The sequence below is a fragment of the Mesonia sp. HuA40 genome (assembly GCF_008017835.1).
GTDB lineage: Bacteria > Bacteroidota > Bacteroidia > Flavobacteriales > Flavobacteriaceae > Mesonia.
The window spans coordinates 408454-435312 of sequence record NZ_VRLT01000059.1; the positions used below are offsets into that span (position 1 = coordinate 408454).

General features: G+C 34.1%; 27 protein-coding genes. 21 read left to right on the plus strand and 6 right to left on the minus strand.

Features of this window, described 5'->3' with window-relative positions; translation table 11 throughout:
* The first annotated feature begins 49 nt into the window (after positions 1-49).
* A complete protein-coding gene (locus FT993_RS11495; RefSeq protein ID WP_147862682.1) occupies positions 50-661 on the plus strand; it encodes a DUF6134 family protein in 612 nt (203 codons plus the stop codon).
* A 55-nt stretch (positions 662-716) separates the two neighbouring features.
* Here the strand turns inward: FT993_RS11495 and yaaA are convergent, their stop codons facing one another.
* The 4 genes from yaaA to FT993_RS11515 form a co-directional block, all read right to left on the minus strand.
* A complete protein-coding gene (yaaA, locus tag FT993_RS11500) occupies positions 717-1478 on the minus strand; it encodes a peroxide stress protein YaaA (RefSeq protein ID WP_147862683.1) in 762 nt (253 codons plus the stop codon).
* Between the two features lie 86 nt (positions 1479-1564).
* Positions 1565-3526 (minus strand): TonB-dependent siderophore receptor, encoded by a 1962-nt coding sequence (locus FT993_RS11505; RefSeq protein ID WP_147862684.1) that lies wholly within the window; start codon positions 3524-3526, stop codon positions 1565-1567.
* A gap of 47 nt (positions 3527-3573) precedes the next feature.
* Positions 3574-4617 carry an RluA family pseudouridine synthase gene (locus FT993_RS11510; RefSeq protein ID WP_147862685.1) on the minus strand — a complete coding sequence of 348 codons (1044 nt, stop codon included), beginning with the start codon at positions 4615-4617 and terminating at the stop codon, positions 3574-3576.
* Positions 4617-5186 (minus strand): PASTA domain-containing protein, encoded by a 570-nt coding sequence (locus FT993_RS11515; RefSeq protein ID WP_147862686.1) that lies wholly within the window; start codon positions 5184-5186, stop codon positions 4617-4619. The genes FT993_RS11510 and FT993_RS11515 overlap by 1 nt, the downstream gene beginning before the upstream one ends.
* A 69-nt stretch (positions 5187-5255) precedes the next feature.
* On the opposite strand from FT993_RS11515, the gene FT993_RS11520 reads away from it, so the two are divergent.
* The 3 genes from FT993_RS11520 to FT993_RS11530 are packed head-to-tail and all read left to right on the plus strand — an operon-like array spanning position 5256 to position 8488.
* Positions 5256-6236, plus strand: coding sequence for a D-alanine--D-alanine ligase (locus FT993_RS11520; RefSeq protein WP_147862687.1), 981 nt, complete (start codon positions 5256-5258; stop codon positions 6234-6236).
* Between the two features lie 27 nt (positions 6237-6263).
* On the plus strand, positions 6264-6728 hold the full coding sequence (gene coaD / locus FT993_RS11525; protein WP_147862688.1) for a pantetheine-phosphate adenylyltransferase: 465 nt from the start codon (positions 6264-6266) through the stop codon (positions 6726-6728).
* Entirely contained in the window at positions 6725-8488 is a 1764-nt protein-coding gene (locus FT993_RS11530) for a M14 family metallopeptidase (RefSeq protein ID WP_147862689.1), read from the plus strand. The genes coaD and FT993_RS11530 overlap by 4 nt, the downstream gene beginning before the upstream one ends.
* On the opposite strand, the gene FT993_RS11535 is transcribed toward FT993_RS11530, so the two are convergent.
* The gene (locus FT993_RS11535; RefSeq protein ID WP_370450899.1) at positions 8459-9085 is read right to left on the minus strand and encodes an NUDIX hydrolase; all 627 of its coding nucleotides are present in this window, start codon (positions 9083-9085) and stop codon (positions 8459-8461) included. The genes FT993_RS11530 and FT993_RS11535 overlap by 30 nt on opposite strands.
* A gap of 1 nt (position 9086) precedes the next feature.
* Here FT993_RS11535 and pyrE point away from each other — a divergent pair, with 1 nt between their 5' ends.
* On the plus strand, positions 9087-9734 hold the full coding sequence (pyrE, locus tag FT993_RS11540) for an orotate phosphoribosyltransferase (protein WP_147862691.1): 648 nt from the start codon (positions 9087-9089) through the stop codon (positions 9732-9734).
* Positions 9735-9738: 4 nt separating this feature from the next.
* Positions 9739-10137: an SRPBCC family protein gene (locus FT993_RS11545; protein ID WP_147862692.1), complete on the plus strand. Its 399-nt coding sequence runs from the start codon at positions 9739-9741 to the stop codon at positions 10135-10137.
* On the opposite strand, the gene FT993_RS11550 is transcribed toward FT993_RS11545, so the two are convergent.
* Positions 10134-10865, minus strand: a complete 732-nt coding sequence (locus FT993_RS11550; RefSeq protein WP_147862693.1) for a biotin--[acetyl-CoA-carboxylase] ligase — start codon at positions 10863-10865, stop codon at positions 10134-10136. The genes FT993_RS11545 and FT993_RS11550 overlap by 4 nt on opposite strands.
* 97 nt (positions 10866-10962) lie before the next feature.
* Here FT993_RS11550 and rsfS point away from each other — a divergent pair, with 97 nt between their 5' ends.
* From rsfS to FT993_RS11625, 15 genes are all read left to right on the plus strand, one after another.
* On the plus strand, positions 10963-11334 hold the full coding sequence (gene rsfS / locus FT993_RS11555; protein WP_147862694.1) for a ribosome silencing factor: 372 nt from the start codon (positions 10963-10965) through the stop codon (positions 11332-11334).
* 19 nt (positions 11335-11353) lie between these two features.
* Positions 11354-13351: an ATP-dependent zinc metalloprotease FtsH gene (ftsH, locus tag FT993_RS11560; protein ID WP_147862695.1), complete on the plus strand. Its 1998-nt coding sequence runs from the start codon at positions 11354-11356 to the stop codon at positions 13349-13351.
* 111 nt (positions 13352-13462) lie between these two features.
* Positions 13463-14074, plus strand: a complete 612-nt coding sequence (locus FT993_RS11565; RefSeq protein WP_147862696.1) for an LUD domain-containing protein — start codon at positions 13463-13465, stop codon at positions 14072-14074.
* 5 nt (positions 14075-14079) lie between these two features.
* Positions 14080-14904: a phosphatidate cytidylyltransferase gene (locus FT993_RS11570; RefSeq protein WP_147862697.1), complete on the plus strand. Its 825-nt coding sequence runs from the start codon at positions 14080-14082 to the stop codon at positions 14902-14904.
* The gene (locus FT993_RS11575) at positions 14894-15544 is read left to right on the plus strand and encodes a phosphatidylserine decarboxylase family protein (protein WP_147862698.1); all 651 of its coding nucleotides are present in this window, start codon (positions 14894-14896) and stop codon (positions 15542-15544) included. The genes FT993_RS11570 and FT993_RS11575 overlap by 11 nt, the downstream gene beginning before the upstream one ends.
* Before the next feature lie 6 nt (positions 15545-15550).
* A complete protein-coding gene (locus FT993_RS11580) occupies positions 15551-15835 on the plus strand; it encodes an acyl-CoA-binding protein (protein WP_255504490.1) in 285 nt (94 codons plus the stop codon).
* A 97-nt stretch (positions 15836-15932) separates the two neighbouring features.
* Positions 15933-19574 (plus strand): chemotaxis protein CheB, encoded by a 3642-nt coding sequence (locus tag FT993_RS11585; RefSeq protein ID WP_147862699.1) that lies wholly within the window; start codon positions 15933-15935, stop codon positions 19572-19574.
* Positions 19575-21764 (plus strand): ATP-binding protein, encoded by a 2190-nt coding sequence (locus FT993_RS11590; protein WP_147862700.1) that lies wholly within the window; start codon positions 19575-19577, stop codon positions 21762-21764. It begins immediately after the preceding gene.
* Positions 21765-21802: 38 nt separating this feature from the next.
* Positions 21803-22357: a response regulator gene (locus FT993_RS11595; RefSeq protein WP_147862701.1), complete on the plus strand. Its 555-nt coding sequence runs from the start codon at positions 21803-21805 to the stop codon at positions 22355-22357.
* Positions 22338-22883 (plus strand): biliverdin-producing heme oxygenase, encoded by a 546-nt coding sequence (locus FT993_RS11600; RefSeq protein ID WP_147862702.1) that lies wholly within the window; start codon positions 22338-22340, stop codon positions 22881-22883. The genes FT993_RS11595 and FT993_RS11600 overlap by 20 nt, the downstream gene beginning before the upstream one ends.
* 92 nt (positions 22884-22975) lie before the next feature.
* On the plus strand, positions 22976-24481 hold the full coding sequence (locus FT993_RS11605; RefSeq protein WP_147862703.1) for a S10 family peptidase: 1506 nt from the start codon (positions 22976-22978) through the stop codon (positions 24479-24481).
* On the plus strand, positions 24474-25637 hold the full coding sequence (locus tag FT993_RS11610) for an endonuclease/exonuclease/phosphatase family protein (RefSeq protein WP_147862704.1): 1164 nt from the start codon (positions 24474-24476) through the stop codon (positions 25635-25637). The genes FT993_RS11605 and FT993_RS11610 overlap by 8 nt, the downstream gene beginning before the upstream one ends.
* A 1-nt stretch (position 25638) precedes the next feature.
* Complete coding sequence (locus tag FT993_RS11615; protein WP_147862705.1) at positions 25639-26004, plus strand: methylglyoxal synthase; 366 nt, start codon at positions 25639-25641, stop codon at positions 26002-26004.
* 59 nt (positions 26005-26063) lie between these two features.
* A complete protein-coding gene (locus FT993_RS11620) occupies positions 26064-26495 on the plus strand; it encodes a hypothetical protein (protein WP_147862706.1) in 432 nt (143 codons plus the stop codon).
* Positions 26496-26543: 48 nt separating this feature from the next.
* The gene (locus FT993_RS11625) at positions 26544-26735 is read left to right on the plus strand and encodes a hypothetical protein (protein WP_147862707.1); all 192 of its coding nucleotides are present in this window, start codon (positions 26544-26546) and stop codon (positions 26733-26735) included.
* Positions 26736-26859 lie beyond the last annotated feature (124 nt).

Sequence of the window (26859 nt, forward strand, 5' to 3'; positions counted from 1 at the left end):
ATTTTTTTATTATAGAGATAACTTTATATTTGTGGGATAACCTAGCCCTATGCATCCTAATAAAAATCACCTATTAATTCTTGTTTTTCTTTTTCTTATATTTCCAATATTAAGCTCGGGGCAAGCCCAAAAATTGGTTTTTGAGCTTGTATATAAAGATAAAAACCTAGGTAAACTTACTGCACAGCACTACAAAAAAGACGACACCTTATTTTATATAAGCAATACAAGCATTAAGACAAGAATAATTACTCCGCTTAGCGTTGAATACAATTATTTAGTTAAAACAGATCTCAACAAACAATTGCTTTTTGCAGAAGTTGCCATAGTAGTCAATGGCAAAACTAGAACGCATAGCTTCACCCGTAAAAAAGAAAACACTTATATTTTTACAGATGATAGTAATAAGAGTCATAAAATTAATCGCGCCATAAACTATTCTAGTGTACAGCTTCTTTTTGAAGAGCCCGCTGGAGTCAAAGAAATTTATTCTGAAGAACAAGGTAAATTTCTTACTTTGCAACAAGAATCGCGTCACAAATATATTAAATCCTCCAAAAATGATTCAGAATACCATTATGTAAATGGCAACTTGCATAAAGCTATTTTAGATATAGGAATAATTTCTTTTGAAGTATTAAAGACTACCGTTTCAAAATAAAAAAAGATGGTTTACTCTATAGAATCTGATTTACGTAAATTAACCTATACTCCTATTATCGAATGAAAACTGGTTTATTTGAACTATCAGTATGTTCCTCGCTGTAAGTATAATCCATCCCAGTAAAGCCCAGTAAATCTTCAAATTTACTCACCTGATGGTCAATTAAGTAACGCGCCATAGCACCGCGGGCTTTTTTAGCATAAAATGCAATAGTTTTAAGCTTATCTCCTTTAAAATCTTTAAATATAGGCGTTACTATTTGACTTTTTAATTTGGTTTTATCTATCACCTTAAAGTATTCGTTGCTAGCCAGGTTAACAAAAAGTTCGTTTTCTTGTAACTCTTCATTCAATTGCTTTGTAATCTTGGTTTTCCAAAATGCATAAAGGTCTTTGTTGCGCTCGATACTTAACTTTGTTCCCATTTCAAGTCGGTAAGGCTGTATTAAATCAAATGGTTTAAGAATTCCATAAAGTCCAGATAAAATACGCAAACTATTTTGCAATAAATCGGCTTGTTTTTCTTCTATTGTATTTGCCTCTAATCCAGAATAAACATCACCATCAAACATATAAATAGCCGGTTTAGCATTTTTAGCTGTAGGTTTAGCTTCAAAATCTTGGTTACGCGTGTAATTTAAATCTGCCAATTGGTCGCTGATATTCATTAAATCGGCTAATTCTTTTTTCGAAAAACGAGCCAGCTTTCTGTTAATTTGAGCTGCTTCTTCCAGAAATACAGGCTGTGATGATTTTTGTATAGGCCAATTTTGGCTTTCATTCAAAGATTTAGCCGGTGAAATTACTATCTTCATAATTTAATTTTTTCCTAATTTACGATAATGGCTGATTTTAGATTTACAAAGTCAGTAATTTAAAACAATCTTACCATAAATCTAAGTTATAAACTAAAACTAACACCAAATTTGGCCCACCTGCCTGGCAGTAAGATATTGCCATAATCAAAGGCGTCTTGGTCTAAAATATTAAAAACATCAAGTAAAAAAGTAAGTTTTTTATACTTATAAGATATTTTCGTATTCAAAGTAATCACATCGTCGTAAGGCACAAAACCAATGGCTTCCTCATTGACAAAACGTTGGTAACCCCCGTTGCGTTTTTGATAAAACCCACCTATACTCCATTGCATGTTCTCTAAAGGGCTAATTACCAAATTGGCAGTAAGTTTATGTTTTAGAAAATCAAAAGCATAAGTAGATTCGAAATCTTCATTAGCGTCTGCATTATCTAAGTAACTATAACCTAATCTTAGATTATTTAAAAACTTAGTATTAAAAATTACTGCCAGGTTAAAATCAGTTTCTACTTCTACCCCAAAACTTCCCAATTCAGCAATATTCATTGATCTAAAAACCTCATCTCCTGGCTGTAAAGTCCAATCAATTAAATTTTTCGCATCGCGATAAAATATAGCTGCTTGAGCCTTCAAGCTATAGTTTTTGAAAGCATAAGTAAGATCATAAGTTAAAGCTTCTTCAGCTCTTAAATTAGGGTTGCTTATTTGGGTAGGTCCTTTATAAAAAAGATCGGTAAACGTAGGTAAACGCATCGATTTGTTCACCGAGGCCACCACGTAGTTGCTTCGATTTATCTTATACCCTAAATCTGCTCCTGGGTAAAATTTAGTCACTCCCTCAACATGTAAACTTTTAAGCCCTATATTCAGTGTCAAATCTTTCCAATTGTATTGATGAGCCAATGTTACATCCAGAATATTGCGAGCAAAAAAATGATTGAATTCAGCTTCTTTGGTAGCGGTATAAAGTAAATTTTCATCTTCTTTTACAGAAGTTTGTGGTTCACCTAACACATTACTATTGATGAGTTCTCGCCTCCATTCGCTATGCAAACTAGTTTTACCTAATGCGCTAGTATAATTAGCCCTTATCTGTGCGGCCACAACATCGGTTTGGTGTTTATTGTGTTGGGTATACCAAGTAGGTGGGTTTTCTCTAAAAAGCTCAAACCTATCATTGCTACGCAGTCCGTATATATTTGCATTCAATTGCAATTTACCTAAGTCTTGATTCCATTTAATTGCTGCAAATTGGGTGGTCACCTCTTCAAATTGATTTGAATATCGGGGTGTATAAAAATTAAAAGCACCAAATCCTTTATTGGCATACCCTGCCATCCAGTCAAATTGGGTCTTATTTTGTTGATATTTACCGTGATAAAATAAATTTAGACTTTCAAAATCTGTATTTTCTTGGTGTCCATCTCCTTCTTGGTATCCCGCCATTAGATGATGTTCGAACTCACTTCCCGTTGCGAAATAGGTTTTCGCTTGCGCGGATTTAAATCCGAAATCTCCCCCCATAAGTTCTACCTGTAACGGACTTTTATTTAAACCTGTAGTGAAGTTGATGGCACCACTAAAGGCATTATATCCGTAAAGCTTACCTCCAGCCCCCTTTAAAACCTCAATTTGATCTACTCCAAAAAAGGAAACGGGTAGACTAAGCGTGTTATGCCCGGTATGCGGATTGGTAACATTTATGCCGTTAAGCAAAACCATGTTCTGATTGAAAGTACCTCCACGAATCGAGATATCGGTCTGCAAATCTGACATTCCACGTTGTCTAAGATCTAGAGCAGGTAGCAAATCAAGTGTTTCACTTAATGTTTGAACGGGTAAGGATTCTATTTCTGAACGAGTAATTAAGCGCGTAAGCTTACCTTCTTCTTTAAAAGTTCTTCCTAAATGGGTTTTAAGAACAACCTCATTTAAATTAATGGTGTCTTTTTCCTGGGCATAAAGGTCATTGCTGATGCACAAGACTGTAAATACAAAAATTAATATAGCAAAATTAACGGTAAAACTTAATCTAATATTTGTCATAACTCAATTAAAAAAAGCGACAAACTTAAATTATTTCTAGCTAAAAATCACAATAGTTCCTTCTGATTTTTTGAATATTTTCGCCATCGCTCAACACAATCTTTAATGTCTTGCGGCACTTCAGAATCAAAACTCATCCATTTTTTGGTAACGGGATGCTCAAACCCCAAAGTTTTCGCATGCAAGGCTTGACGTGGTAACACTTTAAAGCAATTATCTACAAACTGTTTATATTTTGTAAAAGAAGTCCCTTTTAATATGCGCTCTCCTCCGTAACGTTCATCATTAAACAGGGTATGACCAATATGCTTCATATGCACACGAATTTGGTGTGTTCTTCCTGTTTCTAATTGACACTCGACTAAAGTAACATACCCCAATCTTTCTAAAACTTTAAAATGAGTAATCGCTGGTTTTCCCTTTTCGGAATCATCTCCTTCAAAAACCATATTCTGTAAACGATTTTTGGGATGCCTACCTATATTGCCTTCTATCGTACCTTGATCTTCCTCTATATTACCCCAAACTAAAGCTATATATTTACGTTCGCTGGTTTTATGAAAAAATTGATTCGACAAATGCGCCATAGCTTGTTCAGTTTTCGCAACAACTAATAAACCGCTAGTATCTTTATCGATGCGATGTACCAAACCTGGTCTTTCACTACTATTATTGGGCAAATTGTCAAAATGATGCACCAAAGCGTTAATTAAAGTACCTGAATAGTTGCCATGTCCAGGATGAACTACCATTCCCGCAGGCTTATTTACAACTAAAAGCGTTTCATCTTCATATACAATATCTAAAGCGATATTCTCTGGAGTGAGTAAAAATTCATAAGGCGGATGGGATAGTAAAACTTTTACCTCATCGCCTGCTTTAACCTTATAATTTTGTTTGACTGGTTCGCCATTTACAAAAACACTACCGTCACGTGCGGCTTGTTGTATTTTGTTTCTAGTGGCATTTTCAATAAAATTCATTAAGAACTTATCCACCCTTAAAGGATCTTGCCCCTTTGAAGCTGTAAAAGCGTAATGCTCATACAAATCGTCATTACCATTATCTATTCCTGTAGGATCTTGTGTCATTATTCCTCGCTATTATAATTTCTACTCCCATCTCCTAAAACCAAATCAATTACAGATGTTTTTGGTAAACGTTCTCCCGCTTTTACGGCTTTTCCTTTGTGTCGCAAACCAATAACGGCATCTTTTGCTAAATTGGGCTTATAGGTAATCTCTCCTATTTCAAAGCCAATTGATTTCAAAGTAGGAATCACTTGCCTTTTTGTTCTTCCCTCAATCTCGGGAATTTCAATTTTAGCGTACCCCGAAGGATTAAGAGTAAGATATATTTTCCTATTTTCTTTCACATTTTTACCAGGTTTAGGGTTTTGCTCTATAACCGAATAAATTGGATAATCTGGATTATAATTTGAACTGTCAACAACTACATAGCGCAAACCATAAGCCTTTAGTTCCTCTTCTACCACCTCTAAAGAAAGTTTTGAAAGATCTGGCACCTCTATACGCTGATCGTGATTAGTGGTGCTATCTAACCAACTTAAAGCAGCAAACACAATTATAAAAACAACCAATAAGGCTATAAGCAACTGGTAAACAAAGAGCTTACTAAATAGGAATCGAAATAATTTCATTATTCTATTAAATTATTAGGCAAAGATATAAAAACACCCGTATTTTTGTGTTAGTTATAAATTTGGTTTATGAAAAAAAAAATTGCTGTCGCCATGGGCGGTTATTCCAACGAGGCTCAAATTTCTATCAATAGTGGCTCCTTAGTTATAAAACATCTCGATAAAAACCACTACACCCCTTTTGCTGTACACATCACAACCAATGCTTGGGAAGTGGTTATGCCCGATGGTGAAAAGTATCCTATCGACAAAAGAGATTTCTCTTTCATCAAGGATGGAGTCAAAACACAATTTGATGCGGTTTTTAATATCATTCATGGAACTCCAGGCGAGGATGGCCTTTTTGCCGCCTATTTGCAAACAGTCAATATTCCACAAACCAGCTGTGATTATTATCCGGCAGCCCTTAGTTTTAATAAGAGGGACTGTATTAGTGTTTTAAATGCATACCAAATACCCACAGCAAAAAATTATTTTTATAATGATGGTGATTCTATTGATGAAGAAGAGATAATCAAAAAGGTTGGCTTGCCTTGCTTTATAAAGGCCAATAAGGCGGGAAGTAGTTTTGGAATTACTAAGGTAAAAGAGAAATCAGAAATTGAATCGGCTATCAATCACGCTTTGAAACAAGACGATGAAGTTATTATTGAATCGTATTTATCGGGTACAGAAGTTTCAGTAGGCGTAATACAATACCAAGGTGAGATTATAGCCCTACCCATCACCGAAATTGTAAGTGAAAATGAATTTTTTGATTTTAAGGCTAAGTATTTGGGGGAGTCCCAAGAGATTACCCCTGCAAGAATTGGAGATAAAGACACCCAAAAAGTTCAGGAATTGGCTATTAAAGTCTACAAGAAACTTAAATTAAAAGGCTTAAGTAGAGCCGAATTTATATTCCACCAGGGCGAACCTCATTTTATTGAAGTAAATACCTGCCCAGGATTGAGCGAAGCTAGTATTCTACCACAACAAATAAAGGCAGCCAATTTAAGCCTGAAAGAAGTATTTGGTGCTTGTATAGAAAGAGCCATTAGCAATCGATAATATTTTATTAACTTTATACTAAAAAATATGCGTAGAGCAGTATTTCCAGGGTCGTTTGACCCTATAACTCTTGGACATTACGATATAATAGAACGCGGTCTTACACTTTTTGACGAAATCATTCTGGCTATTGGCGTAAATGCCGAAAAAAAATACATGTTCAGTCTAGATGAGCGTATTGAATTTCTAAATAAAACCTTCGAGCACGAGAAAAAAATCAAGGTAATGCCCTACAAAGGTTTAACCATCGATTTTTGCAAAGCACAAAATGCAGATTTTATTTTAAGAGGCTTAAGGAATCCGGCCGATTTTGAATTTGAAAAAGCAATAGCACACACCAACAGAAAATTATCTAGTATAGAAACTTTATTTCTACTTACATCAAGTGGAAAAAGCTACATCTCTTCCTCTATAGTCCGGGATGTCATTCGAAATAATGGAGATTACACCGTTTTAGTACCAAATGCCGTACGAATAAACAAAAAGCAATGAAAAGCAAAAATACGTTTTATTTAATCTTTCTAATATTTGGGCTGTCGAGCTTTATTAGTTGTGATTTCTCAAAATATATCAAAGCAGAAAAAAAATTTGATTTCAATACAACTTTCGAAAAATCAAATGGCTCAAAAACAGCAACCTATCAAGAAGTAATAACATTTTATCAAAATCTTGCTCAACAATTTCCATCGGTTTCCATACGCGAAATGGGATTTTCTGATAGTGGTAAACCTTTGCACCTAGTCCTTTATAACCCGAACGCGGAATTTACCCCATCAGCATTTCAAGAAAAACAAGTTATACTTATCAATAATGGTATTCATCCGGGTGAGACAGACGGGATTGATGCCAGCATGATGCTTTTTAGAGATCTTGCGCAAAATAAAATTGACACCCCAAAAAATACAATTGTAGCCACCATACCAATTTACAATATCGGAGGGGCATTAAATAGAAATAAATACAGCCGAACCAATCAGAACGGTCCAGAAGCCTATGGTTTTAGAGGAAACGCTAAAAATTACGATCTAAACAGAGATTTCATCAAAGCCGACAGTAGAAACGCGTTGGGTTTTACTAAAATATTTCACTATCTAGATCCAGCTATTTTTATAGACAACCATGTAACCAACGGAGCAAATTACCAATACACCTTAACGCATTTAATCACGCAAGAACAAAAATTAGATGGCCCCTTGGGCAGGTTTTTAAAAAATGAATTTCAACAAGAAATAAAGACAAAGTTAGGGTCTAAAAATTGGGATGTGACTCCATATGTAAATATATTTGGAAAAACCCCAGAACAAGGTTTTGATCAATTTCTCGACCTCCCCAGGTATTCGGTAGGTTATGCTAGCCTCTTCAACACTTTGGGAATAACGGTGGAAACCCATATGCTTAAAGATTACAAAAAAAGGGTTCAAGCCACGTATGATTATATGCTATCTTGCCTAGAAATCAGCGAAGAATACCCTCAACAGATAAACAGGTTAAAAGAAAAGAATACAGAATTTCATCAAAATAAAAAATGGCATAAAACCAATTTTAAGTCAGATAAATCAATTTCTTCAACTTTATTATTTAAAGGATTTAAAAGTTATATCCAAAAAAGTGAGGTAACTGGGTTAGATCAATTGTACTATGATGATTCTCAACCTTACACGAAAGAAATACCATTCTATAACCATTATATCGCTAAAGACAGTATACGCGTGCCCAAGGCTTATTTAATCCCTCAAGCTTGGCAAGGTGTAATTGCAAGACTTAAAGCGAATGAAATAATTCTTAAACCTGCCCAAAAAGACACTCTATTAGAAGTAACAGCATATAGAGTAATAGACTTTAAAACACTCAACAAGCCATTTGAAGGGCATTATTTGCATTACGAAACAAAAATCCATAAAAAGAAAATTTTAAAGCAAGTAAGAAAAGGAGATATTTGGGTACCTGCAAGACAACCTGGCATAAATTATATTTTAGAAACTTTAGAGCCAACGGCTCCAGATTCATTTTTTAATTGGAATTTCTTTGATAGTATCTTACAGCAAAAAGAACATTTCTCTTCTTATGTTTTTGATCAAACAGCAGCTAAACTACTAAGAAAAAATCCCGATTTAAAAAGAGCCTTTGAGGCAAAAAAAGCAGCTAACCCAGATTTTAAAGCTAGTGCCTATCAACAATTAGACTGGCTACACAAGCAATCTAAACACTATGAGAAAGCTCATTTACTTTACCCTATTTTCAGATTGGAGTAAAACTTTTTTTTGACCGAGTAATTCAACAATATTGGCATAAGATTTTTGTAGTGCCTTTTGTGTTTTCTCTGCATTTTTCCACTTCACCTTGGTAATACCTTCATTTAATTGAGGATATAAAGCTCCATCATAATCAGTACTCATTTTATACCAAAAGGTTTCTTTTAACTTATAAGTGCCAGTTCGTTTTAAAATATGATACGTTTTAGTAAGAAAATGATCTATTTTTAAGCCTTCCACCATTGTTTCCTCTTCAACCTCTCTTAAGGCTGTCAATTCCATAGTCTCATTTTTTTCGGCTTTTCCCTTGGGCAAATCCCACTTTTTATTTCTGTAAATAAATAGAATCTCTTGTTTTTTATTGGTTACTACCCCTCCCCCGGCTTTAATTGTTTTTAGCTTTTTTTTAAAGTAGTTTAATGCCTTCTTATCGCTTTTATGATAAAGATTCACATATTTTAGTTCGCCTTTGTCTACTTTTTTAATAATACGTTTTATCTTAGCGGCTTGAATAGGAATAGAAGTATAGGGAGATTCCATTTCTGGATTTGCCGACAGCAAAATAGGATGATCATTTACAAATATTTTATACATCATTATGATTTTAGATAAAGACACGGCCAAAAAAACAGCCGAATTACTTTTACAAATAAAAGCAATTAAATTAGAACCACAAGAACCTTTTACGTGGGCAAGCGGATGGAAATCGCCAATTTATTGTGACAACCGGATAATTTTGTCTTATCCTCCCATCAGAAATTATATAAGAGAAAATATAGCTAAACAATTAGAGCAGCACTATGGTTTACCAGACGTAATTGCAGGAGTTGCTACTGGAGCTATAGGTATTGGTATGCTTGTAGCAGAATACTTAGGTTTGCCTTTTGTTTATGTTAGACCAGAAGCAAAAAAACATGGGAGGCAAAATCAAATTGAAGGCCAATTAGAAAAAGGTGCTAAAGTTGTAGTTATTGAAGATTTAATTAGCACAGGTAAGAGTAGTTTAAACGCTGTTCAAGCCTTAGAAAATGGTGGCGCAACCATAAAGGGAATGTTCGCTATTTTTAGTTACGGATTTGATGTAGCTCACCAAAATTTCTTAGAAAAAAACCTAAATGTGCACGTTTTAAGTAATTATGAAAATCTTATTGAGCAAGCTTACGAAACCAATTATTTAAACAACAAAGAATTAGAAACCTTAAAAACTTGGCGCACCAACCCCGCAGAGTGGAACCCAAATAAATAAAATCATGCAGCTAGAGACAGATAAAGTACAAGTAAATAAAAGCCAAGAAGAGCTATTTCAATTTTTATTAAAAGTAGATAATTTTGAAAAAATCATGCCTTCTTCTATTCAAAAATTTGAAACCACTGGAGACGAAAGCTTTCTTTTTCAGTTAAAGGGAATGCCAGAAATTAAATTACTGATTAAAGAAAAGCAAGCTTATGATAAAATAACGCTAGGAGCAAAAAGTGAAAAACTACCTTTTTCATTAATTGCTTTAATCGAGGAAGATGGTCAAGCCAAAAATAAAAGTTATGTACAGCTTCAATTTGAAGGGAATTTTAACCCCATGATGAGTATGATGATAAAATCACCACTTAAAAACTTTATTAATACACTTGCCGAAAATTTAAGCAAACTCTAATAAAGTAATTTTACCTCCTTCAGGTTAAACTCACGAATTCTGGCGTCCTCTAAAAGTACTTGTAAAAGGCCTTCTGGAGAGACGCTTTTTATTATGCCTGTGGTCTTTTCTCCATCTGGAAATTCAAAAACAGCAACCTCATTTCTTTTAAACAGGGTTTGGTGATATTTTGCGCTTAACAAATCAAATGATTCATTTAAAGATTTTTCCATTTCATTTTTTAGATGGTTCGCCAATTTCGTTTCTAAAACATCTAGATTAAATAGTTTATGTTTAAGCAAACACAATGAGCTAGCTTTGGGTAAGTCTCCAAAATCAGATTGATTTACATTCACCCCCACACCTATAACACTTCCTTTAATTTGTTTACCTACAATAATATTTTCAATTAAAATTCCCGCAATTTTTTTACTATCTGCCAAAATGTCGTTTGGCCATTTTATCTTCCAGTTAGCATTAACTACTTCCTGTAAAACCGAATGAATAGCTATTGCTGCAACCATACTTATTTTAAAACTATCTTTAATCGGTAAATTTAAATTGGGCATTAACAAACTAAATGCTAGGTTCTTATGAGCAATAGATTCCCATTTTGCGCCCAGCTGCCCTCTTCCTTGCGTCTGATTTCGACAACTTACCAAAACAGGATCGTCTTGTTTGTAGGCTCGATAAAATTCTTTGAGATAAGTATTGGTTGAAGGGGTGGTATGAACTTTGATTATTTGCATATGTAAAATAAAGCACTAAAGTAAATATAACTTTTTGTTAACTATGCTAAAAGAGCATTAAAAGTTATAACTTTGCCAAAATTTGAAAATTAATTGAATGACAAAAAATAATAGCAACACAGACTTATTACTGACCCACATAATTAAAGGGATTGAAGACGTTAAAGGAAATGATATTGTTTTAATGGATTTGAGAGAAATAGAAAATACAGTTTGTGATTACTTTGTAATTTGCAGTGGTAACTCAAACACCCAGGCCAATGCAATAGTAAATTCTATACAAAAAGTAGTTAGTAAAAGTTTGAAAGATAAACCTTGGCACATTGAAGGCACAGACAATGCCGAATGGATTCTTATGGATTACGTGGATATTGTCGTGCACGTTTTCCAGAAACAAACCAGGGAGTTTTATGACATAGAGAGTCTTTGGGGCGATGCTAAAACTACTGCAATTGAGACCAATTATTAAAAAATTAGTACAATAAATAATGGCTAAACAACAACAGCAAAAAAATCAGCCACAAGGCAAAAAACCTAAATTTAATTCTTATTGGATTTATATAGGTATTATTCTTATATTTTTGGGTATTAACTTTTTTAGCGGAGGGGGCTTTAATGAACCCGAAAAAATAAGTCCGGCTAAATTTGAAGAAATCCTTAAGAATGGAAATATCAAGAAATTGGTGGTTATTCGGAATGTTCAAAAAGCTAATGTATACCTTACACCCGAGGCGGAAGAATCGCTAGCAAAAAAAGGCAAAGATAACCCTGGTGTATTGGCTGTAGGGGAAACCCCACACTACACAGTAAACTTTGGAAGTCTTGAAAAATTTCAGGAGGATATTGAAAGAATTGAAAAAGAATATGATGTCGAAGCAAATATTTCCTTTGAAACCGAAAGCAATATTTGGGGGGAGTTATTATGGACACTCCTGCCCTTTATTCTTATCATCGGGTTGTGGATTTTTATAATGAGACGAATGAGCGGAGGTGGAGCCGGTGGCCCTGGTGGTCAGATTTTTAACATCGGTAAATCTAAAGCAAAATTATTTGACCAAAATACAGATGTAAAGGTGTCTTTTAAAGATGTAGCCGGTCTAGAAGGAGCAAAAGAAGAAGTGCAAGAAATTGTTGACTTTTTAAAGCAGCCAGAAAAATATACATCATTAGGAGGCAAAATACCTAAGGGTGCCCTTTTGGTTGGTCCTCCAGGAACAGGTAAAACTTTATTGGCTAAGGCAGTGGCAGGAGAAGCCAAAGTGCCGTTTTACTCTTTATCTGGATCTGATTTTGTTGAGATGTTTGTAGGGGTTGGAGCTTCACGTGTGCGAGATTTGTTCAAGCAAGCAAAAGAAAAATCACCTTCAATCATTTTCATAGACGAAATTGATGCCATTGGTAGGGCAAGAGGTAAAAACAATTTTTCTGGTTCTAATGACGAAAGAGAAAACACCCTGAACCAATTGCTTACTGAAATGGATGGTTTTGGCACCAATACCAATGTTATTGTTCTAGCCGCAACCAACCGAGCAGATGTTCTTGACAAAGCTCTTATGCGAGCTGGTCGATTTGATAGGCAAATCTACGTAGACCTACCCGACTTAAGAGAGCGTAAAGAAATTTTCGAAGTACATCTTAGACCATTAAAACGTCTAGATGATGAATTAGATATTGAATTCCTAGCCAAACAAACACCAGGCTTCTCTGGAGCAGATATTGCCAACGTTTGTAATGAAGCTGCGCTTATTGCTGCTAGAAAAGGAAAAAAAGCGGTAGGTAAACAAGATTTCTTAGATGCTGTAGATCGAATAGTAGGCGGGCTAGAGAAAAAGAATAAAATTATTACACCAGAAGAGAAAAAGACCATCGCTTATCATGAAGCAGGACACGCCACAGTAAGTTGGATGCTAGAGCACGCAGCTCCTTTGGTTAAAGTTACCATTGTTCCTAGAGGCCAATCTCTTGGAGCGGCTTGGTATCTCCCAGAAGAACGCCTAATAGTTAGACCAGAACAAATGCTTGATGAAATGTGTGCAACTATGGGTGGTCGTGCAGCCGAGAAAGTAATATTTAATAAAATTTCTACCGGAGCTTTAAGCGACCTTGAAAAAGTGACTAAACAAGCCAAAGCCATGGTTACCGTGTACGGATTAAATGAAAAAATAGGTAATCTAACCTATTACGATTCCAGTGGACAATCTGAGTACACCTTTACAAAACCATACAGCGAAAAAACCTCAGAATTAATCGATAAAGAAATTTCTAATATTATTGAAGTTCAATACCAACGAGCTATTGATTTGCTAGAGCAACACAAGGAGAAACTAAGCGAACTAGCCGAAATACTATTAGAAAAAGAAGTGATCTTTAAAGATGATCTAGAGAAGATTTTTGGGGAAAGACCCTTTGCTAAAAAAGATAGCAAAGTTGTTGAAAAACCCTCCGAAGAATTCTATAAAGAGCAAAAAGAAGAGTCTACTAAGTAAATAGACTGATTTTATGCTTCTATAAACACAAAAAAACTTGATTTATCACGTGTATAAATCAAGTTTTTTTATCTTTGAACGAGATGCTATTAAACGTTTGTTAACACGTATATGAACTTATTTCGTAAACTTATTGGTTATGTGACTTCTGCCAAAACAGAAGAAGATCAAAAACACAACAAAAACCAAAGCAAATTCATGCCGGAGGAAGAACTTCCCACCGACGAAAGCTTTATGATTAAGTTTAAAGAAAATGGCGGTAAGTTTCTTTATTGTACAGATGAGCAAGAAATGCAAGAAACTTTTGGATTAATTTTAAAAGAGAATAATTGGCATGAAGAAGAGGTTATTTGCTTTGACCAAGAGCTCCAAAACAAATTAACACACTTTAATTTAAACTACACTAATCAAAAAGAAGCCACCTTCTTTATATCGGGATGTGAGTACTTAATTGGCAATACTGGTGCCTTACTTATATCATCAAACCAAATAAAAGAAAAGAAACTTGCAAGTTTACCCAATAACTTCATAATTATTGCACGCACAAGCCAATTGATTAATAGTATTGGCGAAGGCTTATCTGGCATAAAGAATAAAAGTAAAAACCGGATTCCTACCAATATCACCACTATAAAAACCTTTGGCGAAAATCAAGAAAACGATTTCCTGAATTACGGAAGTACATCTAAAAACCTATATTTGCTGCTTGTAGAAGATTTGTAAATCGCATGAAAGAGACCCTCACCCGCGCCTTGTCTGGTGCATTATATGTTATACTTTTATTGGTAGTTTTATGGCTGCCAGACCCCTATCTCTTTAAAGGATTGTTTTTCATTTTTGGGTTATTTGGCGTATATGAATTGCAAAAACTACTAGGATTAAAAAGCTATTTATCCTACCTGATTTTTGTTGTATTTTACTTGTTTTTCTCTGTGCTGGATAGTGGTACATATCTACCAAGCAGTACGCTTATACTCAACACCCTGTTAGTACTTACCCTACTTATTAAATCGCTCTTATTAAGAGATTTAGTTATTGTGAGTAGAATACCTCTTTTTGAGGAAAAAAAATACCTAGTGGTTATTTTTTACCTAATCTCATCGTTTATTTTTATTACGCGTATTCCTTTTTTTAACGGTGATTATGAACCTTTACTGCTTCTTGGAATTTTTATAATGATTTGGACCAACGATACATTTGCTTATTTAGTGGGTAAAAGCATAGGTAAACGCAAGTTATTTGAACGCATTTCGCCTAAGAAAACAGTCGAAGGTTTCCTTGGCGGATTTATTTTTACGCTTATTGCAGCTATTATTCTAGCCAATTATTTACCACTACTAACTTCAGCACAATGGATGATTTTAGGTGCCCTATCTTCAATATTCGGGACTTGGGGAGATTTGATCCAATCAAAACTAAAACGGCAAGCTGGTGTTAAAGATAGTGGAAATTTAATGCCAGGCCACGGCGGCATTTTAGATCGTTTGGATAGTATACTTTATACTGCTACATTTGCATATACCTATTTATATTTTATAAAATATGTTTCATAAAGAAGGTTTTAAAATTCTGGGTGTAAGCGCTGCCCTATTTTTAGCGATTAATATCGCGAGCTTGACACTCCTCTCAACCACGTGGGTAAAATTGCTTATTTTTCTCGTATCGCTGTTTTTTTTCATTATAGTCGCTCAGTTTTTTAGAAATCCCAAAAGAAATACCTCTATAGATAGTAGTACCGTTGTTTCTCCCGTAGATGGTAAAGTAGTAGTAATTGAGGAGGTTTACGAAAAAGAATATTTTAAAGAAAAAAGAATTCAGGTTTCGGTATTTATGTCGCCAATTAACGTTCACGTGACTCGTTACCCTATAGGCGGAAAAGTGGTTTTTAGCAAATATCATCCGGGAAAGTTTCTTGTTGCTTGGCATCCAAAATCTTCAGAAGAAAATGAAAGAACCACAGTAGTCGTAAAAAACCAAAACATAGGTGAGGTTTTATATAGACAGATAGCTGGGGCACTGGCAAAACGAATTGTAAATTATGCTAAAGAAGGAGATACAGCGAAACAAGGAAGCGATAGCGGATTTATAAAATTTGGCTCACGAGTTGATTTATTTTTACCCTTGGGAACACCTATACATGTCGAATTAAACGAAAAGGTACGCGGAGGAGAATCTATAATAGCTAAAATTTAACTGGATATGACCCAGAAAATGTCTCAAGAAGAGCTAGACAAGTCTTTTATGGAAGCTTACAATAAAGCTCGAAAGACCAAGTTGCGCTTCCCTCCCGACTTGATGCTAGAGTTTTATGCCTATTATAAAAAAGCCACCAGTGGTAGCAAGCGTTTTAACCATAAAGATGAGCATCAAGAAAAATTGATTACTGCATTTAAAATGAACGCTCTATTTCAGGTTGAAAATTTAGAACCCAATCAAGCTAAATTAAAGTATATTGAAATGGTGAATAAGTATATTCCCCATTAAAAAATTAGCTCCTAAATTTAATAGGTTAAATAAATACAGAAAAGAGGCTCAAAACAAAATAATTCGTACTTTGTGAGTTATAAAATGCCTGTATTTGATGGAATCAACTTTTACAAGTTATGCCGAGCCTTTAAAGCCGCAAATTATAGCTATAGGAGCCAGTGCCGGTGGTCTCGAAACGCTACAAAATTTCTTTAGAAATCTTCCGAAATCTGATATAAACGCCTATGTAATAATTCAGCATCTCTCCCCCAATTTTGAAAGTATGATGGCAGAGTTGCTAGAAAAATTCACCCATCTTACAATAAAAAAAATTGAAGATAAAGAATGTATAAAGCCTAAGCATATTTACCTCATCCCTCCACAAAATAACGCAGAGATTATAAACGGTTGTTTTAAGCTTTTAGCTAAACCGAAGGGAAATACCATGAATTTCCCAATAGACATTTTTTTTAACTCCCTCGCGAAGTACAAAAAAGAAAAAGCAATTGGAATTATCCTAAGTGGAACGGGTAGTGATGGCACACGTGGCCTTAAATCCATAAAAGAAGGTGAAGGATTAATTATGGTTCAAGATCCTGAAGAAGCTAAATTCGATGGCATGCCAAGAAGTGCTATAAAGACTGGCTTAGCTGATTTTATTCTACCAGTAGATCAAATGGGACAAGAGCTTAGGCATTTCATTCAAAACAGTTTTGCAAACCCCTTATTGAAATATCAAGAAGTTGAATACGACAAGGAAGCTATAAAAGAAATTCTACATTTGGTAGATCAAAAAACACATTTAGATTTTTCTAATTATAAATATGCAACGCTTTCAAGAAGGCTCATTAGAAGGTTCCAAGTTTGCAAGTGCAAGTCATTTCATGAGTACCTAAATTATGTAGAAGAAAACCAAGAGGAGTTACATTTACTCGCTAGAGAATTCTTGATTGGAGTGACGGAATTTTTTAGAGACGAAGAAGTGTGGGTAAAATTGCAAGATGAAATTATACCTATGGTGGTTGCAAAACTAAAACCACAAGACACTTTAAAAATTTGGGACATAGCTTGCAGCACTGGAGAAGAAACCTATTCGATTGCTATGCTCATAAACGAGGAGATTGAGCACCAAGAAAAAGATGTCAAAGTTAAAATTTTCGCTACAGATGTATCTCAGGAATTTTTAAATATTGCTAGTACAGGTGTTTATCCCGAAAGCATTGCCGCCGGAATTGACCCTTATTTATTGAATAAATATTTTACGCATACACATCAAGGTTATAGAGTGATTGAAAAAATTAGAAATCACATAATTTTCTCTCAACATAATCTTTTAAAAAATCCCCCTTTCGGGCAAATGGAAATGGTTTTCTGTAGAAATTTACTTATCTATTTCCAGAATAAAATACAAAATCAAAGCCTAGATATTATTCATTATTGTTTAAATAAAGAGGGGTTTTTAATCTTAGGCACAAGTGAAACCCTTCATTCTCATAATGAACACTTTAAATATGTTGATCGCAAATTAAGAATTTTTCAAAATCAAAATCCAACAGGAAGATTACAAAACACCCCTGATCTTAGGAACAATACTCAAAAAATGATTAAAACCACGCCCAAAAGTGATACTTCTATAATTCAGCATTCAACACGTAATAAAACTAAAAATAATTTACAGTTTTTAGATCTTTTCAATGAGTTGATTTTAGAACAATTCAACTCAGCCGCCGTATATATCGATGATGAATTTACTATCCTTCAAGGCATAGGAGATTTTAAGCGATATGCTCAATTACCCAAAAAAGGATTTAGCGTCAACCTATTAGATATGTTGAATGATAGTCTTAAAAAGTTAATAAAATCTGGGGTGTATAAAGCTAGAAAAACCAGAGAAATGCAGCTATTTTCTCAATTGAAAGTAGGAGATTTAACCGAGGATAAAACGGTGAAATTAATCATTAAACCTATAGAAAATCTAGAAGGTAACTCCTCTACTCATTTTATTATCTGCTTTGCTGAAGAGGAATTTGATAAAAATCAAAAGGCTACTAGAATTGAAGTCAGCAACCAAACTGTTGAACAAGAATATATAAAGCAGTTAGAGGAAGAATTAAAAGATGTAAAACTTGAGCTTCAAACATCTTTATCTAATTTAGAGATTAGTAATGAAGAGCTTCAAGCCGCGAACGAAGAACTATTGGCTTCTAATGAGGAATTGCAAAGTACCAATGAAGAATTGCAAAGCGTTAACGAGGAAATTAATACGGTAAATGCAGAAAATTTACAAAGGGTTGATGATCTCGAGCAACTAAATTCAGATATGAACAATTTACTAGAAAGCACCAATATAGGTACCATTTTTTTAGACAAAGAGTTATGTATCCGTAAATTCACACCTGCAATTAATAAACATTTTAATTTTATAGAAGGTGATATTGGACGTCCTATTCATCATTTTACTGGTGCTTTTAACAAACGATTCAAAAATAGAATTGTAGAAAAGTGTAAACACGTGTTGAAAAACGGTGGTGTAATCGAGAAAAAAATATTAACACAAGATGAGACAAATTATCTACAACGGGTTTCTCCATTCTTTGATTCTAATGGTAATAAAAATGGTGTAGTAATTACTTATATTAACATAGAGTCTTTAGAAGAAGCTAAACGCAAACTAATGCTTAGCGAAAAAAGATTTAAATCATTTTACGAAGAAGACCCGGTAATGCATTTTAGTGTAGACCCAGTTACATCAAAAATAATTCATTGTAATCAAGAAGCTGCAGAAACCTTAGAATATGCTAGTAAGGAAGAATTAAAAAACATCAATTTCTTTAATCTTTACAAGAATAAGCAACAACTCAAGGCGCTTAAATTTGAAAAACTATTTAAAGAAGAAAGCCAGCTTAAAAATGTTGAGCTTGAAATATGTTCAAAAACAGGAAAAACCATTCCAATAATGCTTAATTTTACGGTAGAATATGATGAATTCGATAAGCCTATTCTTAACCGATTTACTTGTATAGATATAACCGAACTTAAAAAAACACAAAAAGCCTTAAGCAAACAAAAGAAAAACCTAGAACGTACAAATAAAGATTTAGAGCAATTTGTGTCTATTTGCTCACATGACTTACAAGAGCCTTTAGCCACAATTAAGTTTGCTAGCGATGTTATAAACAAAGTGTACGCTAAAGAATTAGATGAAAAAGCAAAAACCTATATTACCTATATCGATCAAGCTTGCGACCGACTTTCAGAGCAGATCAAAGCATTGTTAGAACATTCTCGAATTGGTAGAAATTCTGAAAAAAAACTTATAGATACCCAAGAACTGGTCGAAATTGTAAAATATGATTTGAGCAAGCGTATTAAAGAAACAAAGGCTAAGGTATTTGTAGGTGACTTACCAAAAATTAAGGGCTATGAGGTAGAGCTACGCCTACTTTTTCAAAATTTGTTAAGTAATGCGATAAAATATAAAGATAAAAATCGCGACCCAGAAATTAGAATTTCTTCTTATCAAGATGGTAAATACCACGTCTTTTCAATTACAGATAATGGAATTGGTATACCTAAAGAAAATCAAAAACAAATTTTTGATATTTTCAACCGTGTGCCTACAGAAGAAAAATACGAAGGAACCGGCGTAGGATTAGCTCACGTAGAAAAAATCATTAGCTTGCATAAAGGTAGTATTTGGGTAGATTCTCAACCAGGTGCAGGTAGTACATTTTATTTTAAATTGAAAGAAAAGTAATTGAAAAAGGACAAAGACATTATTTTATCCAATTGTGATCGTGAGCCTATACATTTAATCAATCACATTCAGCCTTTTGGCACGCTGTTAGTTCTTGATAAAGAATCCTTAAAGGTAATTCAATGCGCAAAAAATGCATCGGAATACTTAGCCTTTATGGAATCATTTATCGGTAAAAAAATTAGCTTCTTAATAGGAAAAGAACTAGAGCAAAGCATTGCAAATTTTAATCTTGGCAGTAAAAATCGTCTTGAATTTAGTGGAAAAGTTAATGCTACCCAATTTTCTTTTGTTGCTTATAAAACCAAACAAGGCATTTTACTTGAAGTAGAACGATTTACCATTTCAGACCCTATTGAGCTTCAAGATCAATTAACTACCATAACAGAAGCTTTGGGTTCTTCAGATTCTGCACTTGAAGCATGCCAAAATGCCGCAAACATAGTTAGTAAAATATTTAATTACGATCGTGTATTAGTGTACCGCTTTAATAAAGATTGGAATGGTGAAGTCATAGCAGAATGCAAACAAAAAAACCAAACAAGCTGGCTAGGATTACATTATCCTGCCACCGATATTCCTCAACCAGCAAGGGCTTTATTTTTAAAACAAAAAATACGCATAATTGCAGATGTAGACTATCAGCCCATTGCCATTACGCCCCAATTAAACCCTACAGATCAAAAAATAGTAGATCTCAGTAATTCAGAACTCAGAGGGGTTTCTCCAGTACATCTACAATACTTAAAAAATATGGGGGTAAATGCATCGCTTACTACCTCTATAATTATCGAAGGAAAATTATGGGGACTTATAACTTGTCATCACAGTGCTCCTAAATCTATAAACCGTACACAAAGGCAATTGTGCAGTATATTGGTAGAAATATTTACGAATAAAATTAATAGCCTCAATTACAAAGCCGCTATAAAGGCCAACCAAGAAAGAAGTAAAATTGTAGAGCAATTAAAATTTCAAATAGACCAGGAAAAAGATTGGTCAAATGCTTTTTTGAGTCAAGCTGATAATTTGTTAGATCTATTCAATGCCCAAGCTCTAATCATCCTGCAAAAAAATAGAACTCAAATCATTGGTGAAAAAATCAATAAAGATTTTCAAATTAGAATTTCACAATTTTTAAAGCATCAAAAATCGGGTAGAATTGTTTCTTCTAAATTGAGTTTAGATTATCCAAAATATTTTACAGCGGCTGATTCTTGGGCTGGACTTTTATCATTAAATTTGAATGGGGAGCAAAACAATACTATCGTTTGGCTTCGAAAAGAAAAAATACAACAAGTCAACTGGGGTGGTAAACCCAAGAAACCCGAAAAAATTATTGATGGTATTGCTTACTTAAACCCTAGAACTTCTTTCGCAAAATGGTCAAAACAGGTTAAAGGCCATAGCGAAGAATGGAGTGAAGAGAATTTGAAATCAATCAAAATCATCAAAGAGCTATTGCAAAATCATTTGCTCCAACAGCAGCAAAATAAAATTAGAACGCTCAATAAAAGGTTAAAGCAAAACAACAAGGATCTCAAGGCATTTAGTTATAGCGTCTCTCACGATTTGCGCTCCCCTCTAAGGGGGATTGAAGGTTTTACTAATATGCTTTTAGAAAAACCCAAAATTGATGCGTCTACAAAACAAATCGGAAATAAAATACTGCACTCTGTTGATTCAATGAACAATCTCATCGATGGCATTTTGAAATTGGCCACCCTCAACTTGAAGGAAATCAAAGGGCAAAACATCAAGGTGCGCGATTTAGTGCTGGGGTACCTAGAAGAGATCAATTTCTCAAATCAAGAAGGCATCCGCATTCAGATTGAAGAGGAAATTCCAGACCTTACTGGAGATTTCATTTTAATTAAACAAGTCTTTACCAATTTAATTGATAATGCGTTAAAATATACCCAGCATAAAAAAGATGCCAAAATAGTTATTGGTTATTCACCACAAAAAAACGCCTACTTCGTAAAAGACAATGGTATTGGGATTCACCCTTCGGCGCAAAAGAAAATTTTTAAATTATTTCAGCGTTCTAGTGCGGCGCTCAAAAATTTTGAAGGGGAAGGAATTGGTTTAGCTCTTGTAAAGAAAATAGTAAAAAAGCATAATGGCAAAATATTCATCGATTCCGAGCTAGATAAGTATAGCATTTTTTATATACAACTACCAAGCTAGCTAATATTACTTTATATTTGTTTATAATTTGTTTTTAAATGATAAATGAATCTTTTAGAATAGTCTTAATTGAGGATAATCCTACCGATATTGAATTATTTAAATTTCAATTGGAAAAAGTTTTATCTGACTTTCAATTGGTACATACCGATAATTTGAAAGAATTTGAAAGAAGTCTTAAAGAATTTGTCCCCGATATAGTTTTTTCTGATTACAACCTACCAGATTGTACCGGTTTAGACGTACTGAGAAAAACTCAAGAAATCGATTCTGATATACCATTTTATTTTTTAACCGGAACTATAAACGATGAAGAACTGGCCGCAGAAACTATTTTGGCTGGAGCCGATGGCTATATTTTAAAAAAGCATTTACCTTATTTGAGTGAGAAATTAGCTCCGTTGTTCAAGCGTTTGTTATTTAATATGGAAGCGAAAGTAGAACTTAGGGAACGACAAAGAAATCAGAAAATTGCGATTAATAAAATCTACGATTATCTAGAAGAATTAAAATCAGATAATACAAATCATAAATCAAACATCAACAAAATAAAAGAAGAAATAGAAAAAGTAAATGATAACCACTCGTCTTAAAGAAGAAACTAAAGAACTACATCAAGCCGTTGAAAACGAGAATCTAGCCTATAAAATTATAAATCATACTATTTCTGCTAAAGAATACCTTAATTTGTTGAAACAAAACTATGCAGCATATAGCAGTGTTGAAAAGGCTATATTAAAGCATGAAGAAAAGTACAAGCCTATAAAATTTGAACTTTTACTTAAAGATTTAAAGCAAGCTAATGCCAACATAGAAACCTTAAATTCTTCATTTAATTTAAAGAACAAAGACCAGAGTATAGGTGCTCAATACGTTATCAAGGGCTCAAGCCTTGGCGGTTCGTTTATTGCTAAGCAGATGCTAGATTGTCCCGAATTAAAACCTTTTTTACCAGCTTACTTTTTTAGCACCGATAAATCAGCTATTAAAGATTGGAACAAATTTACACGATTCTTAAAAGAAAATGAAGCTGCCTTGAACCACGATGAAGTAATTGTAGGGGCAAAGAATAGTTTTGAGCATTTTTTAAAGATTTTCACTATCCCACAGATAAATTAATAGCAAAACGTAACTACAATAAAAAACGGATTAAAAAGTACTAATTTCAATATAAAAACCGATTTTTAAATTAAAATGCACAATTAAAGAATATGAATTTTAATAAACTAGTTACTTTAGGGCTCTTTTTTTTATCATTGAATACTTTTGCTCAAGATTTAAAATTGGCCACAGACACGCTTATAACCACCCAACATCAAATAAAAACCCAAAATAAGACGCTTTCTTATACAGCAGAAGTAGGAATGCTCCCGGTTTATGACTCAGAAGGTAAGGCTTTGGCAAGTCTACACTATACTTATTATTATAAGAATATAGGTAAAAAAGGAAAACAAGAAAAACAAAACAGACCTCTTCTTATTTCTTTTAATGGTGGCCCTGGATCTGCATCAGCTTGGATGCATCTAGCTTTTACCGGTCCTAAATTATTGCAGATTGATAAAGAAGGATACCCTATTCAACCCTACGGGATTAAAGACAATCCGCACACCCTGCTGGATATTGCCGATATAGTTTACGTAAACCCTGTAAATACGGGATATTCTAGAATAATTAAAACTAAGGATGCTTCTCCCAATCGCGATTTATTTTTTGGAATTAATGCCGATATAAATTACCTAGCCGATTGGCTTAATACATTTGTTACGCGCAAAAATAAATGGATCGCGCCCAAATACCTAATTGGAGAAAGCTATGGTGGTACACGAGTGTCTGGATTGGCTTATGCACTGCAACAAAAACAATGGATGTACCTAAATGGTGTGATTCTCGTTTCTCCTGCAGACTATTTAAGTTTTGAGTCAGACACGCCACTTTCAAAAGCCTTATTTTTACCTTATTATACGGCCACCGCTTGGTATCACAACCAATTGCCTGCCAATCTGCAAGAGAAAAAATTAGAAGATTTACTTCCAGTTGTAGAAGACTATGCCATGCAGAACCTTTTACCTGCATTAGCCATAGGAAATGCCTTAAGTAAAAACAAAAAAGATGAGATTGCACAACAACTGGCTAATTTTACAGGAATAGACAAAGAAGAATTTTTGGCCTATGAACTTGCATTGCCAAGCCAGGCATTTTGGAAAAAACTTTTAAAAAACCAACCCGAATTGAGTGTAGGTAGGTTAGATAGCAGATATAAAGGTCTAGACAAATATACCGCTGGAGAAAAACCCGATTACAATTCAGAATTAATCGCTTGGCTGCAAGCCTTTACTCCAGCAATTAATTATTATATGCAAGAAGAATTACAGTTTAAAACCAACTATAAATATAATATGTTCGGACCAGTTCATCCTTGGGACCGAAATAACAATCAAATCCGCGAACAATTGCGAAAAGCCATGGCTCAAAATCCGTATTTGCATGTGCTTTATCAAACCGGTATTTATGATGGTGCTACTACCTACTTTCATTCTAAATATAGTATGCGTCAATTAGATCCTAGTGGAAATTTAAAAGATAGAATTGAATTTAAAACCTACTTGAGCGGACACATGATGTACCTACGTGAGCAAGATTTAATTCAATCTACTCAAGATTTAAGAGAATTTATATTAAAAACGAGTGCCCCCAAGAAAGCTGCTAAATATGATTAAACATCGCCTAAGTTTTATAACCTTAGTTTTATATTTATGTTCTCAAGCGCTATTTGCGCAATACGTGCAACCCATAAACTATGGCAGTAGCCAAAGCTTTGAGGTACTTACATGGAATACTGAATGGTTTCCTAAAAACGGATACAAATCCATAAACTATTTAACAGAGTTTGTTGATGAGCTTGATGCAGACCTTATTGCTTTCCAAGAAATAGATGATATTGGTGCTTTTAATCAAGTGGCAAATAATTTAATTAAATATAATGCTGTTACCTACTCTTCAGATTTTGCGGGATTGGCATTTTTGTATAATGCTAACGTAATTCAAGTGTTAGATGTTTATGAAATTTACACCTCCAATCAATACTGGCAAGCTTTTCCAAGAGCTCCATTAATTTTAAAAATCGATTATTTAGGCGAAGAAATTTATATTATAAACAATCATTTTAAATGCTGCGGAGATGGCAACTTAAATCAAAACGACAACAATGACGAAGAAAACAGAAGATTGCAGGCCAGTACTCTTATTGATCAATACATAACAGGCAACTTAATGGGAAAAAAGGTAATTCTGTTAGGTGATTTTAATGATGTGCTTACAGATGCTCCAGCCAATAATGTTTTTGCCCCATTTTTAAATAATGCTAACTTGTACCTATTCAACGATTTAGCAATTGCAAATGGTTCAAGCAGCCAGTGGTCTTACCCTAACTGGCCTTCGCATCTAGATCATATCGCAATTACGCAACCCTTGTTCGCCAGTTTTCAAAACCCACAAGCCAATTGCAGTACCCTACTTTTAGAAAATTATTTAAGTAACGGATGGCAAGAATATGATCAGAACCTAAGTGACCACAGACCTGTAGCCTTAAGTCTACCAAATTCAAGTTTAGACATTAAAGAACCCAAAATAGAAAGTAAAATTATTGTAAGTCCCAATCCAACTCAAGATTCTACTAAAATAGAATGGTCTAGCAATTTACTTCTTAAAAAGATAGATTTATTAGATATTAATGGAAACCTGCTAAAGAGCTACATTCCAAAACATAAGACCAATACGTTACAAGTTAATTTTAGGTCATTTGCTACTGGACTCTATTTTTTACGCTTTCGCGGATTAAAAAACCACACTATAAAAAAGCTAATTATAAAATAATATGGAAATAGCGATAATAGCACACGACGGAAAAAAAGCCGAAATGGTTCAATTTCTTAATGAACATGCCGATTTTTTCCATCAAGAACACATCAGTTTGGTTTCTACTGGTACTACCGGTAAAAAAGTTAAAAGGGCAGGATTTGAAGTATTGCGCTTACTTTCTGGTCCTCTTGGTGGAGATGCCCAAATCGCTGCCCGAGTAGCCGAGGGCAAATGTAATATGGTTCTCTTTTTTAGAGACCCCTTAGAGAAACACCCACATGAACCAGATGTATTGATGCTGCTACGCATTTGCGATGTGCACGATGTACCACTGGCCAGTAATCCAGCAACTGCAACGCTTCTTATAAATGCTGTTAAATAATTACTAGCATCACTTTTTATTTGTGTATTTTTAATTAAATTAACACAAATTTTAAAGTCATGATAACTAGTGATACTAAAAAACCATTGATTAAACAGGCTAGGATTATTCATTATCAAATTCATCAAATGATAAATGAACTAGAATACCGCAGTCGTCAAAATGAAAATTCAAAATCGGTTTACCGTAAAAACCTACTTGAAGATAGCCTGCATTATATGCGCAAAAACGCAAACGTACTTTTAGCCAAACTTACTAGTGCTCAACAAATAGACTCCTATTGCTATAAAATGGAAAGCGCCTGGCTGGTTCGAAAAGCTATAAGAGAACTAAAAAACGATATAAAAAGTTTAGAATTAAGCGGATTTGCAATCGAAAATCAAAGAAAGGTTTTAAACCTTGAAATTGAACAGTTTAAAAATTTGTTTGCTCCTTGGGTTAAAAATATTCAACCCAAAACAGGTGAGCAAGATGAGTGGGGTTTCATTTAAGCCAGGTCTTTATCTTGATTTTTAATATTCACTTAAAATGGCACATTTATGGCATATAAACTTGATATCCTATCCATTGAAACATCAACGCATAATGTTAAACGTTTTAAAATATCTAAACCAAATAATTACAATTTTATTTCTGGGCAAGCTACCAACGTGGCGATAAATAAGCCAGAATGGCAAGATAAAAAACGAGCGTTTACAATCACAAGTTTAACCGATGATCACAGCTTATAACTGATCATAAAAATCTATCCTGAACATAACGGAGTTACTAAAGCATTAAATGATTTAAAACCGGGAGAACAACTGTAATTAGAAGAACCTTATGGTAAATTAACCTATAAGGGACTAGGATTAT